This is a genomic window from Pseudomonas sp. PvP100 (assembly GCF_017833055.1).
In the GTDB taxonomy this organism is placed as follows: Bacteria; Pseudomonadota; Gammaproteobacteria; order Pseudomonadales; family Pseudomonadaceae; genus Aquipseudomonas; species Aquipseudomonas syringae.
The window spans coordinates 3,629,964-3,644,267 of the sequence record NZ_JAFIBO010000001.1 but is presented as its reverse complement, the minus strand read 5'-3'; the positions used below and the strand labels follow the sequence as shown (position 1 = coordinate 3,644,267).

Below are 14,304 nucleotides of genomic sequence, written 5' to 3'. Positions count from 1 at the left end.
AGCGAGACAGTGACCCAGAGAACGCCAGGGCGCAAAGCCCTGGCAGGCAGCAGATGTCACTTTTTCTTTTTAGCCGGCTTTTCAACCTTGTCTGATTTCTTGGCCTTTTCTGGCTTGCTATCCGCTTTTTTGGCTGCTTTCTTTGGCTCGGCGTCTTTTTTCTTGTCTTTCTTTTCGGAAGACTTGGAAAGCGTTGAGGCCGCTTCAGATTTCTTGGCAGGTGATGCCTTCTTGTCTTTCAGATCCTTGCTGGCTTTCGAGGCTTCGCCTTTACTTTTCTTGTCGTCTTTAGCCATGTTGATCACCCTTTGGTGTATGCCGGTATTGGCACGTCGCCCATGGAAGTATCCATGGGCTAATCATTAGGCGAGCGCGCTCAGAAACGGTTCAAACTGTTTTGACCCTGTCGGCCGCTGAAGGACGACATTCAGATGCTCGGCGACTCGCCAGCTTATCGAGAGCTATAGAGCTGCGATTTCCACTTGGCTCAGGTATTTTCAATCACGCAAACGCTCAGGAGCCGATCGCGGAAAGTCGCCGAGCAATCGGGTAACCAGGGGAAGACATTGAACACTGCCAGATTTGTTTTCAAATCCCTCATCAAGCGCTGGATGAAAACCATCTTCTCACGGGATGACAACCGTAAACGCGAGCTCGAACCTCAGTGGACATGCCAAGGCCCGGGTTCAATCCTCATGGAGCGGTATCACCATATCGACGCCAGCGAGCAGGATAAGTACGGCTTCTACGACTATTACTACGAGTACGATATGTACTACTTCACGGAAGGCACCTTGTCCCTCGTCGCGCGCTGTTACACGGATGATGCGGATAGTCGGACTTTATGGGCATCGAGTTTGATGGATATGACCGCGCGCTTGAGCCTGACGATCGGTCTCTCCCGTTGGTAAGCGCAGCCCTGGCCCAGTTGAAGGCTGATGGGAAAACGAAATTCTTTACGTTCACCGGAAAAGGTTACGAGCCCATATTTGCGGACAATGAGCATGAAGGCGGCACCATGCGCGGAGCGCGCATCGAAGCTTCAGCGAGCACTCGACGCGATGCTGAGGACGGATGTTGAGCACCCTTGACGCCTGAGTGCGCTTTGCCCTTTCAAGGCACCACCGGCAACAAAAACCGCCCAATCACCGGCAAATGATCAGATATCAGCAACGTATCATCCCGCCGAACCCGCGCACTGACCCGCTTCAGGCTCGGGCTGTAGAACAGATAATCCACCGTCCGGTCCGGCCCGTTGATGCGGCTGTCGTTGGGGAAGTGCGTCAGCCATTTGCTGCGGTCGATGCCGCTGGATTCGGCGTTGTCGGGGATCATCGGGTATTTGTCCCATAGCTCGTGCAGTTCGCTGTCGGCGGCGTAGCCAAGGCGCTGTTGCTCGGGGAGGCGCTGGTATTGGCCCAGCGGCAGCAGGTTGAAGTCGCCGCCGATCAGCCAGGGCGTGCCGCCGCTTTCCAGCTTGTCCAGCTGTGTTTCTGTGGCCGCGACCTGTTTTTGTGCGGTGTCGCCGGCGTGTCTGGCGGTGGTCAGGCTGGTATTGATGACGGCCAGTTTGCCGCCGTCACGCAAGGGCAGGTAGCTGACCAGCAAGGCATCCTTTGGCTGAAACTGACGGCTGATGATGTTGGCGTCGGGCACCGGCAGTTGTATACGTTCGGCGCTGTCGATGTGGAAGCGGCTGAGGGTCGCCAGTTTTCTGCCGACGCTGCCCCAGATATGCGGGTTGGGTACGAACTCTGCCTTCCAGTAGAACGCCTGCGTGCTGCATGGGTAGAGGTCCGCGACACGTTCCTTGATCAGCGCCAGCTGATCCTGATAGTCGGAGTTCTTGGCGCCATCGTCGACGCCTTGCAGCAGCACGACGTCGGGTTGTTCGTCACGGATGACCCGCGCCACTTCATCCAGATTGTAGGCAAGGTCTTCATGGGTCGGGCGTTCGTCCGGGCCGCTGCCGTCGGCCATGTCATACCAGAATACATAGCGTTTACCCGCCAGGTACTGGATGTTCCAGGTCATGACTTTCAGCGCTTGCCCCGGCACCAGTTTCGGTGCCTCGACCGCAGGGTTGCAGCTGGCCGTGAGTAATTCACGGGCTGGAGGACGCCAGGTCAGTTGGAAAACCAGTAACAGCAATACGGCGACCAGCAGCAAGCCGTACAGGGTCAGACGTAGCAGTAAACGGGGCATCGGCTCGACTTGGGGCGCCTGGCGCTCAGTGAGGGATTCGGTATTGAGCATACCGAATCGACGCGCCTGACGTCAGCCTTTGCTTCAGGCGCGGTGAGCGGGCTCGCTGATCAGCATGAACAGGCGGAACGTCACGATGGTGGTGAACAGCTGCAGGAAGCTGCCGATGCTGTCGGTGATCACGGAAACCGCTGCGCTTTGCGGTTCCGGAAACAGGTACAGGCTGGCGCCCTCGAGCAGCCACAGGGGAATGTAGACGCTCAGGACGCACACCAGAATGCGCGTGAAGTGTCCGGTGGTCATCTGCATGCTTTCGCGCATGGCCATGAACGGCGTGAGTTTGCGCAGAACCAGCAGGTATTCGCTGAACGCCAGTTTGATCATCACCCAGATGCCGGGTACGACGAACAGTGAAAGGCCGAACATGATCAGCAGGGTGCTCATGGCCGAGAGCACGGCGAAGGTCGGCCACAGGCGCACGGCCATGGCCAGTACATCGCGGGTGTGTACGTCCTCGCCACGGCTGCGTGCGTCGAGAAACAGGATCAGCGCGGCCGTATAGATAGGGTAGAAAAACAGCCCGATCACCAATGCGTAGGCAGGTGACGTGTCGGCGGACATGGCGCTGCCCAGCGCTTGTTTGGCCAGCACTTCAAGGATCACGACAGGCAGGCACAGCAGCGCGATGCTGCCGAGATTGCGCCGAAAGAAATAAAGCGAATCCTGGATGATGTTCAACGGGTTCATGGAGATAGATCGCAGGCTAAAAGCAGGCGCACACTTTAGCCCATGGCCCCTGTCGAACCAAGCACAGTGGTTTTCCGCGCACGCCTTGTTATCTTTTTCTTCATGTCATTGAAGCGCGTCGATGAGGCCCCATTTTCTGCACATGGTCCTGCCATTGCGGCAGGGAAGAATTCCAGTGGCAACTCAGTGAGGTGGTCATGAACAGCGAAGAGCAAACCCTGATTGACGGTCTTTTCTCGAAACTGAAAGACGCTGAAACGGCATCCGCCCCGCGAGATGCTGCGGCCGAGGCGCGTATCAAGGAGCATCTGACCCGCCAGCCCGCTGCGCCGTATTACATGACGCAGGCGATTCTGGTGCAGGAAGCAGCCGTCAATCAGCTCAATCAGCAGGTAAAACAGCGCGACGAGCAGATTCAGCAGTTGCAGGCCGAGCTCCAGCAGGCCAAGGGCCAAGCCTCATCCGCGCCAGCGAGTGGCGGGTTTTTGTCGAGTATCTTTGGCAGCAGCGCCCCGCGCGCATCGCAGCCGCAACCGAGCCAGCCTTCCAGTGGCGGCTGGCGTGATGGTGGTGGTTTCAATCCTGCACCTGCGCCCGCAGCGGCGCAGGGTGGTTATGCCGCGCCGGCTCCGGCTGCCGGCAGTGGCTTTCTTGGCGGTGCGCTGAAGACTGCGGCCGGTGTCGCGGGCGGTGTATTGCTGGCAGAAGGTATCAGCAGCATGTTCAGCCACCACAGCCAGCCGCAGGAGATCGTCGAAGTCATTCACGACGCGCCACAGGCTCAGGACACCGGCTTGTCCAATGACCAGGGCGGTTGGGGACAGCCGGATCAGCAGTACACGGCTGACGACAGTTTCGACGATGGTGGCGACAGTTTCTCGGACGATGATTCGTTCGTTTGAGGATGTTACGGTCGTTCTTCACGTTCCAGCGCTCATCGTTATGCACAAATCTCCAAGAGCCCGAAAAGCGTGACTTTCGGGCTTCTGCCCGCAGGTCGGGGGCGTCGATCCGCGTTGCTCACGAATACGATGGTACAGATGCTCCATTTTCAGGGGTTACCGGCCTCTTCGCGAGCAAGCTCGCTCCCACGGCCTGCGGCCAGAATCAAGAGCAGACTTGTGTATAACGATGAGCGCTGGAGCGTGGGAACGATAATCTGTGCCATGACGCACGGGCTTCGCAGCGGCCGGTACCGATCCATCCCTCAATTCCTTCCTCAAACTGGCATACTGGGCGCCGATTCACGTTCCGGATCGCTGTAACCCGTGGGCATGTTGCCCGCCATGAGGAATTGCGGTGAAGAAGATCGCGGTGTTCGCCGACGTGCAGAACCTGTATTACACCGTGCGCCAGGCGCATGGCTGTCATTTCAATTACGCCGCCTTGTGGGCGGATATCCGCAAGCGCGGCGAGATCGTTCACGCGTTTGCGTACGCCATCGATCGTGGCGACAGCAAGCAACAGCAGTTCCAGCAGATTCTGCGCAATCTGGGGTTCACGGTCAGGCTCAAGCCCTACATCCAGCGTAGCGACGGTTCGGCCAAAGGGGACTGGGATGTCGGCATCACCATCGATATCATGGATTTCGCGCCGCAAGTGGACGAAATCGTGCTGGCGTCGGGTGATGGCGATTTTGACATGTTGCTCGAACGCGTGATCAGCAAGCATGGGGTCGAGGCGGTCGCCTACGGCGTGCCGGGGCTGACCGCGAACTCGTTGATCCGCGCCGCCAGCCGTTACGTGCCGATCGAAGGCGCGTTGTTGTTGAAATGAATTTACAGGGCCAGGCCAGTGTTGGAACGTATTGCAGTCATCGACTTTGAAACCACCGGCATCTCCCCAGGCCATAGCTGCCGGGCGACCGAGATTGCGGTGGTGATCATGGAGCAGGGGCGTATCGTAGAGCGCTTTCAGAGTCTGATGAATGCGGGCGTGCGTATTCCTGCGTTCATCGAAGGGTTGACCGGCATCAGCAACAACATGATTCGTACCGCCCCCAGCGCCGAGCGGGTGATGGGCGATGTGGCGGATTTTGTCGGTTCGACACCGCTGGTGGCGCACAACGCCTCGTTTGACCAGAAGTTCTGGGATTACGAGTTGTCGCGTATCGAGCGCACGCGCGAACAGAGCTTTGCCTGTTCGCTGCTGCTGGCCCGACGGCTGATGCCCGGCGCACCGAACCACAAGCTCGGCACGTTGACCCGCTATGCGCGCCTGCCCGACACCGGCAAGGCTCACCGGGCGATGGCGGATGCGGAAATGGCGGCCAACCTGACGGCGTACCTGACCAACGAATTGCGCCAGACCCACGGCATCTCTGCCATTTCTCACAAGATGCTGTGTTCCCTGCAGAAAGTCCCCGCCGCCAAGATCAGCGAAACGCTGAAGCGCCAGCGCGGCGTCTGAACTGTCAGTGCTCCTGTTTGCCGTTGCTGATCAAGTAATCGGCCGGCAGGCTCCGCTCCACTGCCGTCGACAGCACGATTGACGTCTTGCTGAAGCCAAATTTGGCGATGCGGTTGATCAGGTCTTCCAGGTGCGGCATCGAATCGACCGCCGCGCGCATGATCACACACGGGTCGCCCGTCACCCGATAACACTGGATCAGTTCGGGGACTTTCCACAGGTCCTTATAGGCCTGCTGATTGCCATGGCTGCCCATGCGCAATTCGATGATGCATTGAATCGGCAGGCCGACTTTCGACAGATCGACCTTGGCCTCGTAACCGGTAATCACGCCACTGGCTTCCAGCTTGGCGACCCGCTCGGCCACCGCAGGCGCGGACAGGTTGACCAGTTTCGCCAGCTGCGCAAAAGACGCCCGGCCATTTTTCAGCAGCTCATCGAGCAGAATCCGATCGTATTTATCCAGGGTCATGGCGTGCCTCGTACCGAGCGATGGGCGGTTTTAAAATAAAAGGAAAGCAGGCCTGACAAGCATTGAATCGTAAGTTTAAGCGCGTTTTAAACAGGTTTGTCTGCTTAATATCCGACTTCGGCCTTCATACAATAGGTCAACCATAACAATGATCCCAGAGCCTAGCCATGCCTCAATCCGTTCGCGTTTCGCCCTTGCTCATCGGCGCCTTTCTGGCCTTGTACCTGATCTGGGGTTCTACCTATCTGGTGATCCGCATCGGCGTGGAATCATGGCCGCCGTTGATGATGGCCGGTGTGCGCTTTCTGATTGCTGGCTGCCTGATGTACGGCTTTTTAAGGTTTCGCGGCGTGCCGGCGCCGACCTGGGCTGAGTGGAAAGCCGCGTTCGTGATTGGCTTCCTGCTGCTGGCCTGCGGTAACGGCGGTGTGACCCTGGCCGAACACGCAGGCGTTGCGTCAGGTGTGGCAGCGCTGGCGGTGGCGACCATGCCGCTGTTTACCCTGCTGTTCGGGCTGTTCTGGGGCAATCGCACCACTAACCTTGAATGGGCAGGCATCGTGCTGGGCCTGATCGGCATCGGCCTGTTGAACCTCGGCTCCAATTTGCAGGCCAGCCCTTATGGCGCCGCCGTGGTGATCTTTGCCGCCGCCGCCTGGGCGTTTGGTTCGGTGCTGAGCAAGCACCTGCCGTTGCCGAAGGGGCCGATGGCCAGTGCGGCGGAAATGATCACGGCGGGAGCGACGCTGCTGATCGGCAGTGCCTTGAGTGGCGAGCGTCTAACGCATATGCCGACGGCGGCGGGCTGGGGCGCGCTGCTGTATCTGGTGGTGTTCGGCTCTATCGTCGCGTTCAGCGCTTATATGTACCTGCTCAAGAACGTGCGCCCGGCAGCGGCGACCAGCTACGCCTACGTCAATCCGGCCGTGGCAGTGATGCTTGGCGTGGTGTTCGCTGGCGAAACGATTGGTGTCGAAGAGTGCATGGCCATGGTGGTGATCATCAGTGCCGTGGTGCTGATTGGCCTGCCGCAATGGCGCCGGTCGCCGCCGCAAGAGGCCGTATCGACACGCACAAGCTAACCGAGGCTCGCCGGACAGGTTAAACTGCGCGCCTTGCGTTGAATCTTTCCTACGGTATTTCCATGACATTCGCCTCTCTCGGCCTGATCGAACCCTTGCTGCGCGCCCTCGAAGCGCTCGGTTACCAGACTCCGACGCCTGTACAGACTCAGGCAATTCCTCCGGTACTGGCGGGCCGCGATCTGATGGCTGCTGCGCAGACCGGCACCGGCAAGACCGCAGGTTTTGCCCTGCCGCTGCTGCAACGGCTGACCATGGAAGGCCCGAAAGTCGCGCCCAATTCGATTCGCGCGCTGGTGCTGGCGCCGACCCGCGAGCTGGCCGATCAGGTTCATGAAAGCATTCGTCAGTACGCCGAGCATCTGCCGCTGACCACCTACGCGGCTTACGGCGGCGTGAGCATCAACCCGCAGATGATGAAGCTGCGCAGGGGCGTGGACGTGCTGGTCGCGACCCCAGGCCGCTTGCTCGATCTGCACCGCCAGAACGCGGTCAAGTTCTCCCAGTTGCAGACGCTGATCCTCGATGAAGCTGACCGTATGCTCGACCTGGGCTTTGCCGAGGAATTGCGCGGTATCTATGCGGTGTTGCCCAAGCAGCGCCAGACCCTGCTGTTCTCCGCGACGTTCTCCGACGAGATTCGTCTGCTGGCCGCGCAGATGCTCAATGACCCGCTGACCATCGAAGTCAGCCCGCGCAACGTCGCGGCGTCGTCGGTCAAGCAATGGGTCGTGACTGTCGACAAGAAACGCAAGGCGGATCTGTTCATCCATCTGATGAAGAAGCATCGCTGGGGGCAGGTGCTGGTGTTCGCCAAGACCCGGGTTGGCGTCGATCAACTGGTGGATCGCTTGCAGGGTTTGGGCATGAACGCCGACGGCATTCACGGCGACAAGCCGCAGGCCACCCGCCAGCGTGCGCTGGACCGCTTCAAGAGCAACGAAGTGAAGATTCTGGTGGCCACCGACGTGGCGGCGCGCGGTCTGGACATCGATGACCTGCCGACCGTGGTCAACCTGGACCTGCCGATCGTGGCCGAGGATTACATCCACCGTATTGGCCGCACCGGCCGTGCAGGGCTGACGGGGGAGGCGATTTCGCTGGTGTGTGCCGATGAGGTTGAGTTGCTGTCAGCCATCGAAGTGCTGACCCGCCAGACCCTGGAGCGCAAGGAAGAGCAGGATTTCGAACCGGAACATCGCGTGCCGAGCACGGATGCCAGCGGCCAGATCCTGAAAAAGCCCAAGAAACCGAAGAAACCCAAGGTGTCGGGCAGCAAGCGCAACCTGGGCAAATGGGTCGACAGCGGCGAGTCCGAGCCTGCGCCGGTGGTCAAACCGGTGCGTAAAGTACCGGTCTTCAACACCGGTCCGCGCAAGAAGAAGCCTTGAGGCGCAGTGCGCATTCAACGCGGAGTGTGGCGACGATCATGATCAGCGCGATTGCAGCCACTCGACCATCCCCAACCCCGCAGCGCGGCCGCTGGCGAAGCAGGCGGTCAGCAGGTAGCCGCCGGTCGGTGCTTCCCAGTCGATCATTTCACCGGCGCAGAATACGCCGGGCAGTTGCCTGAGCATCAGACGCTCGTCCATGGCCTCGAAGGTAACGCCGCCTGCGGTGCTGATGGCCTCATCAATGGGGCGCGGTTTGATCAGGGGCAGTGGCAGCGCCTTGATGGCCTCGCTCAACAGCTGCGGATCGGCAAACGCTTCACGAGGCGCAAGCTCGCGCAACAGCGCTGCCTTGGCGCCGTCCAGCCCCAACTGGCTGTGCAGATGCTTGGACATCGAGCGCGAGCCGCGGGGTTTGCTCAGGGCTTTTTGAATGTCTGTCAGCGCTTTGCCGGGCAGTAGATCGATATCCACAACCGCTGAGCCGTGAAGGTTGATCTGTTCACGAATCTGCGCCGACAGCGCATACACCAGGCTACCTTCCACGCCCGTCGCGGTCAGCACACATTCGCCCAGACGCAGGGCATGGCCATGCAGGCCCATCGCGATATTTTTCAGCGGCGCACCGGCAAACTTGTCGCGCAGCAGGTCGCTCCAGGCGCTTACCTCGAAACCACAGTTGGCGGCCTGCAAAGGCGCAACCTCGACCTGCCTTGCCTGCAGCCACGGCAGCCAGGCCCCGTCCGACCCCAGCCGCGCCCAACTGGCGCCGCCCAGCGCCAGCAACGTGGCTGCCGGCTTGATCGCCAGTTCACCGTCAGCATGAGTAATACGCAGGCTGCCATCAGCGTTCCAGCCCGACCAGCGATGCCGCGTATGAATCGTGACACCGGCATCGCGCAACCGCTTGAGCCAGGCGCGTAGCAGGGGGGCGGCTTTCATGTCTGTGGGAAACACGCGCCCCGAGCTGCCGACAAAGGTCTCGATGCCCAGCGCATAAATCCACTGGCACAGCGCATCAGCGTCAAAGCCGCGCAACAGCGGTGCGATCATCGGCGACCGTTCGGCATAGCGCGCCAGAAAAGCCGGGTATGGCTCTGAGTGGGTGATATTCATACCGCCCACCCCGGCGAGCAGAAACTTGCGCCCGACCGACGGCATGCCGTCGTACAGGTCGACCCTCAGTCCGGCCTGGCTCAACACTTCTGCTGCCATCAACCCCGCAGGGCCGCCTCCGATGATGGCGACGGTTCGGGCAGTGGAGGGGGCGAGGTCGGTCATGGTCAGCGAAATATCGATAGCAGAGGGGTGGGGCATTCTACCCGAGCGCTCTTTCAAGGTGTTGCGCACGTCATGCGCTGCGACTGAGGCGAAGTCCCGCGCAGGGTCACAAGCCCATGTCGTTCCAGACCCGTTGCGCACTGTGATGGAGGATACCGTGGCGCCTTGCGAGTGCCTGGCGGTCCTTGCTGTAGCCACCGCCGATCACGCCCATGACCGGAATGTCGCGGCCAAGGCAATGACGCAGCACCGCTTCGTCGCGATTGGCCAGCCCCTGGTCGGTGAGCTGCAGATAGCCCAGCGCATCATCCTTGTGGACATCCACGCCTGCGTCGTACAGCACCAGGTCCGGCTTGTAGAACGGCAGCAGGTAGTTCAGCAGGTCGTCGACCACGTTCAGGTAGTCGGCGTCGCCCATGCCCATTGGCAGCGGGATGTCCCAGTCGCTCTGCGCCTTGCGTGCCGGGAAGTTCTTTTCGCAGTGCAGCGAGACGGTAATGGCGTCCTCGGTATCGGCCAGAATGCGCGCCGTGCCGTCACCCTGATGCACATCGCAGTCAAAGATCAGGACCTTGTCCACGCGGCCGCTTTGCAGCAGGTACTGACTGATCACTGCCAGGTCATTGAAAATGCAGAAACCCGCCGGGTAGTCATAATGCGCATGGTGGGTGCCGCCCGCCAGATGGCAGGCCAGGCCATGCTTGAGAGCCTGTTCGGCCGTCAGCAGCGAGCCGCCTACCGCACGGATGGTTCGGCGTGCCAGAGCCTCGCTCCACGGCAGTCCGAGACGCCTCTGGTCTTCGCGCGACAGATCACCGCTAAGGTAGCGGCTGATGTAGGAAGGGTCATGAGCCAGCGCCAGAATGTCCGCCGGGCACAACTCGGGACGCATTAATTGAACGTCACTGGTCAGGCCGCTGTCGATCAAGTAATCGCGCAACAAACGAAACTTGTCCATCGGGAAGCGATGATCCGCCGGGAATTCCGGGCTGTAGTCTTCGTGGTAGATAAGCGGTAGGGACATTTTGCGTCCGTTGTAGGGCCGAAGCCCGATAGTGCCAGTAAAGTATCCGTACGCCCAGTTGTGTGGCGCAGCGGACGGCTGCACTGAAGCCCATTCATGTCTCGTGACACGGGAGAATCGATGGAACCGATACTCAAGCTTGATAGCGCCCGGCTGCGGATGCGGCAGTGGCGTGACGATGACTTGCCGGCGTTCGCCCGGATGAGTGCGGACCCTCGCGTCATGCGCTATTTTCCGAAGCCCCTGAGCCACCTTGAAAGTGCTGCCATGATCGGGCGGCTGCGTGGTCATTTTGCCGAACTGGGTTTCGGGCTCTGGGCGCTGGAGCGCAAGGACACCGGCGAGTTCATCGGTTTTACCGGGCTGCATGTGGTGGGTTTCAAGGCGCCTTTTACACCGGCCGTGGAGATCGGCTGGCGCCTGGCTTATGACCACTGGGGCCTGGGCTTTGCCAGCGAGGCGGCCTGGACCGCCTTGGGCTGTGGTTTCGAGCGCCTGGAGCTGAAGGAGATCGTGTCGTTCACGGCGGTCAATAATCAGCCGTCACAAAAGGTGATGCAGGCAATCGGTATGCAGCAGGATGAGTCCGGCAGTTTCGATCACCCGAACCTTGAGGACGGCCACCCGCTCAAGCCGCACGTGCTGTACCGGATCAGCCATGAGCAGTGGCTCAAGACGCTGAAGCCTTGATCAGGGTGCAGATTGAATTAAGCCAACCATCTTAAGTCTGTATCATTCCGTTTCAGTGGGATGGGCCCGAGGCCTGTCGGAAAATGCAGCGACTGCTGTTGCCGTACCAGTGCAAAGTCGATGTACGAGAGGAATGAGAATGAGCCAAGTGCTGGATGATCTGGTTGAGTTGCTGACGCTGGAAGCCATTGAAGAAAACCTGTTCCGCGGGCATAGCCAGGATCTGGGCTTTCGCCAATTGTTTGGTGGTCAGGTGCTGGGTCAGTCGCTGTCCGCCGCCAGTCAGACGGTCGAAGAGGACCGTCATGTTCACTCGCTGCACGGCTACTTCCTGCGTCCCGGCGATGCCGGTTTGCCGGTGGTCTATCAGGTGGACCGCGTACGTGACGGCGGCAGTTTCAGCACGCGCCACGTCAATGCCATCCAGAAGGGCAAGCCGATTTTTACCTGCAGTGCTTCGTTTCAGTACGACGAAGAGGGCTTCGAGCACCAGGCGACGATGCCGCAGATTGTCGGCCCGGAAGACCTGCCGTCCGAGCTGGAGTTGCTGACCCGCCGCGCGCACCTGATTCCCGAAGCGATGCACGACAAATTTCTGCGCCCCAAGCCGATCCAGTTCCGCCCGGTGACTTCCGAGGATCCGTACGATCCCAAGCCCGGCGAGCCCGTGAAATACGTGTGGTTCCGCGCCGATGGCAGCCTCTCGGACGTGCAGGCGCTGCATCGTTACATGCTCGCCTACGCCTCTGACTTCAACTTGCTGACCACCTCATTGCTGCCACACGGCAAAACCGTCTGGCAGCGCGACATGCAGGTTGCCAGCCTTGACCATTCGCTGTGGTTCCACAACGACCTGCGCACCGATGACTGGCTGCTCTACGCGATGGACAGCCCTTGGGCAGGCAATTCGCGCGGCTTCTCGCGCGGCAGTATCTTCAACCGCGACGGGCAACTGGTCGCATCCGTCAGTCAGGAAGGGCTGATCCGCCATCGTAAGGATTGGGCATGACACTCGAAGGCATACGGCACTGGGTATTCGACATGGACGGTACCTTGACCGTCCCTATCCACGACTTCCCGGCCATCAAACGTGAATTGGGCATCCCCCAGGACGACGACATTCTTGGGCATCTTGCTGCGCTGCCCGCTGAGGAATCGGCGGCCAAGCACGCCTGGCTGCTGGAGCATGAACGCGAGCTGGCGCTGGCTTCGCAGCCTGCCGAGGGCGCGGTCGAACTGGTTCGCGAGTTGTCAGCGCGCGGTTATCAGCTGGGCATACTCACCCGCAACGCTCAGGAGCTGGCCTATATCACCTTGAAGGCCATCGGCCTGGATGACTGCTTTGCCGTCGAGGATGTACTGGGCCGCGACGAGGCGACTCCCAAACCGGACCCGGCAGGTTTGCTGCAGCTGGCCACTCGCTGGAGTGTCGAGCCGGAGCAGATGGTCATGATCGGCGACTACATGCATGACCTGAACTGCGGCCGTGCGGCGGGCGCCAAGACCATTCTGGTCAACCTGAAGGACAACCCCTGGCCAGAGCTGACTGACTGGCACGCGGTGGATTGCGCAGAGCTGCGCGGGATGCTGGGGTGATCTGAGCTGCTTATCGTGCCAATGCGGAGCGCTCATCGTTATCCACAAGTCTGCTTTTGATTCTGGCCGAAGGCCGTAGGAGATTCTATGGTTTTGGGAAAGCCCTCAAGCCACTTTTGTTTGATATTCGCTCTGGTTCTTTAACAGAGCGAAGACTACTCGAGCCAACTTTCGGGAGAGCATGACCAGCGCTTGAGTTGTACTAAAGCCACGCTTTCTCTGCTCTTCATAAAAAGGCTTCCAGGCCGGCGTACGGCTCCCGGACATAGCCGCGTTGTGCAGCAACCGTCGGGCTTCTGGATCGCCGCGTTTGGTCAATCGACGAGGTCCATCACTTTGCCCTGATTTGGATACTCTCAGGTCCAGCCCAAGAAACGCGATAAAGGCGTTCGCTCCGCTGAACTCGCCTCGCTGAAAAGAAGTGACCAAGCGAGCTGCAGTCAGAAAGCCGATCCCTTCTACTTTCATACAGCGGTTGACCTGCCTCATCAGCCCGGCTTCCTGCAGTACATCGCGAATCTTCTTTTCAACGAGCGCCTCAAATCGTTTCATCGAGTTGACCTGATTGGCGAACGCTGTTCTCAGAAAAGGCTCGTTGGTCCAGCTTTGTACCAGGCCAGTACGAGCCTGAACCAAGGCTGCACGACGTCGGAACAGGCTCAGAAGCTGCCGATAAAGCGGGCTCGCAGGTATCCAGGGCCGCAACTCATCAAGCTCGTTTTTCAGGTATCGGGCCAACAAACGAGCATCTTGGGCATCGGTTTTGGCGCGTATGTTGACGCCTTTACGGTAATGACTGAGCTGATAGCCATCCACCATATAAACGTCACAGCCTGCTTCGTGGGCGGCATCCGCGAGCAGGACGTGATAGACGTTAGTGGCTTCGATGGCGATGGCGCAGCTGCTCGCCAAGGCCTTCAACCATTGGGTGATGGCGACTTTGGTATTGGGGATTGCCTCAAGTCGATCATATTGATCGTGGTAGATCACCAGCTCATTCTTGGCGACATCTACACCGATGATCGGTTTTTCCAGAGTAACCCGCATTGCCATAACGCCTCCTCGGGGATAAGGTTTACAGACTTGAAGGGGCCACACAGAGGCGCAGGCTTGTTTCTATCGTAGGTTGTGAGCCTTAAGCATTCTTTATCGGCGCTTGGGTGAAAGGAGGAGGGGTGAAATCTCCTACGGGTCTGTACTGCGCGAACAGTCAGAAGCGAACTAAGTCCCTCCTCCTCCCTTCAAGTCTTACCATACAAGCGAACTTGTTCGCGAAGGGGGCTGTATAAGCGCCGAAAATGCATCGACTGAAACACCGTCTTTGCGAACGAACTAAGCGTCGCCCGGTTCGCTCCTACGCCCTTCAGGCAGAAGCCTGGAAGCCCTTTATTCCAGGCGGTCTAAACC

The 14,304-nt window shown here is 59.6% G+C and carries 15 protein-coding genes and 1 pseudogene; 9 read left to right on the top strand and 7 right to left on the bottom strand.

Features of this window, described 5'->3' with window-relative positions; translation table 11 throughout:
• Positions 1 to 56: 56 nt before the first annotated feature.
• Positions 57 to 305 (bottom strand): hypothetical protein, encoded by a 249-nt coding sequence (locus JOE39_RS15540; protein WP_026175031.1) that lies wholly within the window; start codon positions 303 to 305, stop codon positions 57 to 59.
• 306 nt (positions 306 to 611) lie between these two features.
• Here JOE39_RS15540 and JOE39_RS15535 point away from each other — a divergent pair.
• A pseudogene (locus tag JOE39_RS15535) lies at positions 612 to 1,039 on the top strand (hypothetical protein); the annotation flags it as partial.
• A 74-nt stretch (positions 1,040 to 1,113) separates the two neighbouring features.
• On the opposite strand, the gene JOE39_RS15530 reads toward JOE39_RS15535, so the two are convergent.
• Positions 1,114 to 2,256: an endonuclease/exonuclease/phosphatase family protein gene (locus JOE39_RS15530; protein ID WP_210078585.1), complete on the bottom strand. Its 1,143-nt coding sequence runs from the start codon at positions 2,254 to 2,256 to the stop codon at positions 1,114 to 1,116.
• A 33-nt stretch (positions 2,257 to 2,289) separates the two neighbouring features.
• Entirely contained in the window at positions 2,290 to 2,952 is a 663-nt protein-coding gene (locus JOE39_RS15525; RefSeq protein ID WP_029571518.1) for a YciC family protein, read from the bottom strand.
• Positions 2,953 to 3,149: 197 nt separating this feature from the next.
• On the opposite strand from JOE39_RS15525, the gene JOE39_RS15520 reads away from it, so the two are divergent.
• From JOE39_RS15520 to JOE39_RS15510, 3 genes are all read left to right on the top strand, one after another.
• Positions 3,150 to 3,854: a DUF2076 domain-containing protein gene (locus tag JOE39_RS15520; protein WP_004416046.1), complete on the top strand. Its 705-nt coding sequence runs from the start codon at positions 3,150 to 3,152 to the stop codon at positions 3,852 to 3,854.
• Between the two features lie 397 nt (positions 3,855 to 4,251).
• The gene (locus JOE39_RS15515; RefSeq protein ID WP_003392085.1) at positions 4,252 to 4,728 is read left to right on the top strand and encodes an NYN domain-containing protein; all 477 of its coding nucleotides are present in this window, start codon (positions 4,252 to 4,254) and stop codon (positions 4,726 to 4,728) included.
• Between the two features lie 21 nt (positions 4,729 to 4,749).
• Entirely contained in the window at positions 4,750 to 5,361 is a 612-nt protein-coding gene (locus JOE39_RS15510) for a 3'-5' exonuclease (RefSeq protein WP_003392086.1), read from the top strand.
• Positions 5,362 to 5,365: 4 nt separating this feature from the next.
• Here JOE39_RS15510 and JOE39_RS15505 read toward each other — a convergent pair whose 3' ends face one another.
• Entirely contained in the window at positions 5,366 to 5,833 is a 468-nt protein-coding gene (locus JOE39_RS15505; protein WP_003313835.1) for an Lrp/AsnC family transcriptional regulator, read from the bottom strand.
• 167 nt (positions 5,834 to 6,000) lie between these two features.
• On the opposite strand from JOE39_RS15505, the gene yedA reads away from it, so the two are divergent.
• Both yedA and JOE39_RS15495 read left to right on the top strand, forming a co-directional pair.
• A complete protein-coding gene (yedA, locus tag JOE39_RS15500) occupies positions 6,001 to 6,915 on the top strand; it encodes a drug/metabolite exporter YedA (protein ID WP_003419122.1) in 915 nt (304 codons plus the stop codon).
• Between the two features lie 62 nt (positions 6,916 to 6,977).
• Positions 6,978 to 8,306, top strand: a complete 1,329-nt coding sequence (locus tag JOE39_RS15495; RefSeq protein ID WP_003340788.1) for a DEAD/DEAH box helicase — start codon at positions 6,978 to 6,980, stop codon at positions 8,304 to 8,306.
• Between the two features lie 42 nt (positions 8,307 to 8,348).
• On the opposite strand, the gene JOE39_RS15490 is transcribed toward JOE39_RS15495, so the two are convergent.
• Together JOE39_RS15490 and JOE39_RS15485 are read right to left on the bottom strand one after the other, a co-directional pair.
• Positions 8,349 to 9,587, bottom strand: coding sequence for a TIGR03862 family flavoprotein (locus tag JOE39_RS15490; protein ID WP_210078676.1), 1,239 nt, complete (start codon positions 9,585 to 9,587; stop codon positions 8,349 to 8,351).
• 106 nt (positions 9,588 to 9,693) lie between these two features.
• The gene (locus JOE39_RS15485) at positions 9,694 to 10,611 is read right to left on the bottom strand and encodes a histone deacetylase (protein ID WP_057445506.1); all 918 of its coding nucleotides are present in this window, start codon (positions 10,609 to 10,611) and stop codon (positions 9,694 to 9,696) included.
• A gap of 120 nt (positions 10,612 to 10,731) precedes the next feature.
• On the opposite strand from JOE39_RS15485, the gene JOE39_RS15480 reads away from it, so the two are divergent.
• The 3 genes from JOE39_RS15480 to JOE39_RS15470 all read left to right on the top strand — a co-directional run bounded on the left by JOE39_RS15480 (position 10,732) and on the right by JOE39_RS15470 (position 12,897).
• Entirely contained in the window at positions 10,732 to 11,301 is a 570-nt protein-coding gene (locus tag JOE39_RS15480; RefSeq protein WP_003313831.1) for a GNAT family N-acetyltransferase, read from the top strand.
• A gap of 139 nt (positions 11,302 to 11,440) precedes the next feature.
• Complete coding sequence (gene tesB / locus JOE39_RS15475) at positions 11,441 to 12,310, top strand: acyl-CoA thioesterase II (RefSeq protein ID WP_003392093.1); 870 nt, start codon at positions 11,441 to 11,443, stop codon at positions 12,308 to 12,310.
• Positions 12,307 to 12,897 carry an HAD family hydrolase gene (locus tag JOE39_RS15470; RefSeq protein ID WP_003392094.1) on the top strand — a complete coding sequence of 197 codons (591 nt, stop codon included), beginning with the start codon at positions 12,307 to 12,309 and terminating at the stop codon, positions 12,895 to 12,897. Before tesB ends, JOE39_RS15470 begins: the two co-directional genes overlap by 4 nt.
• Before the next feature lie 105 nt (positions 12,898 to 13,002).
• On the opposite strand, the gene JOE39_RS15465 is transcribed toward JOE39_RS15470, so the two are convergent.
• Entirely contained in the window at positions 13,003 to 13,950 is a 948-nt protein-coding gene (locus JOE39_RS15465; protein WP_210077340.1) for an IS110 family transposase, read from the bottom strand.
• Positions 13,951 to 14,304 lie beyond the last annotated feature (354 nt).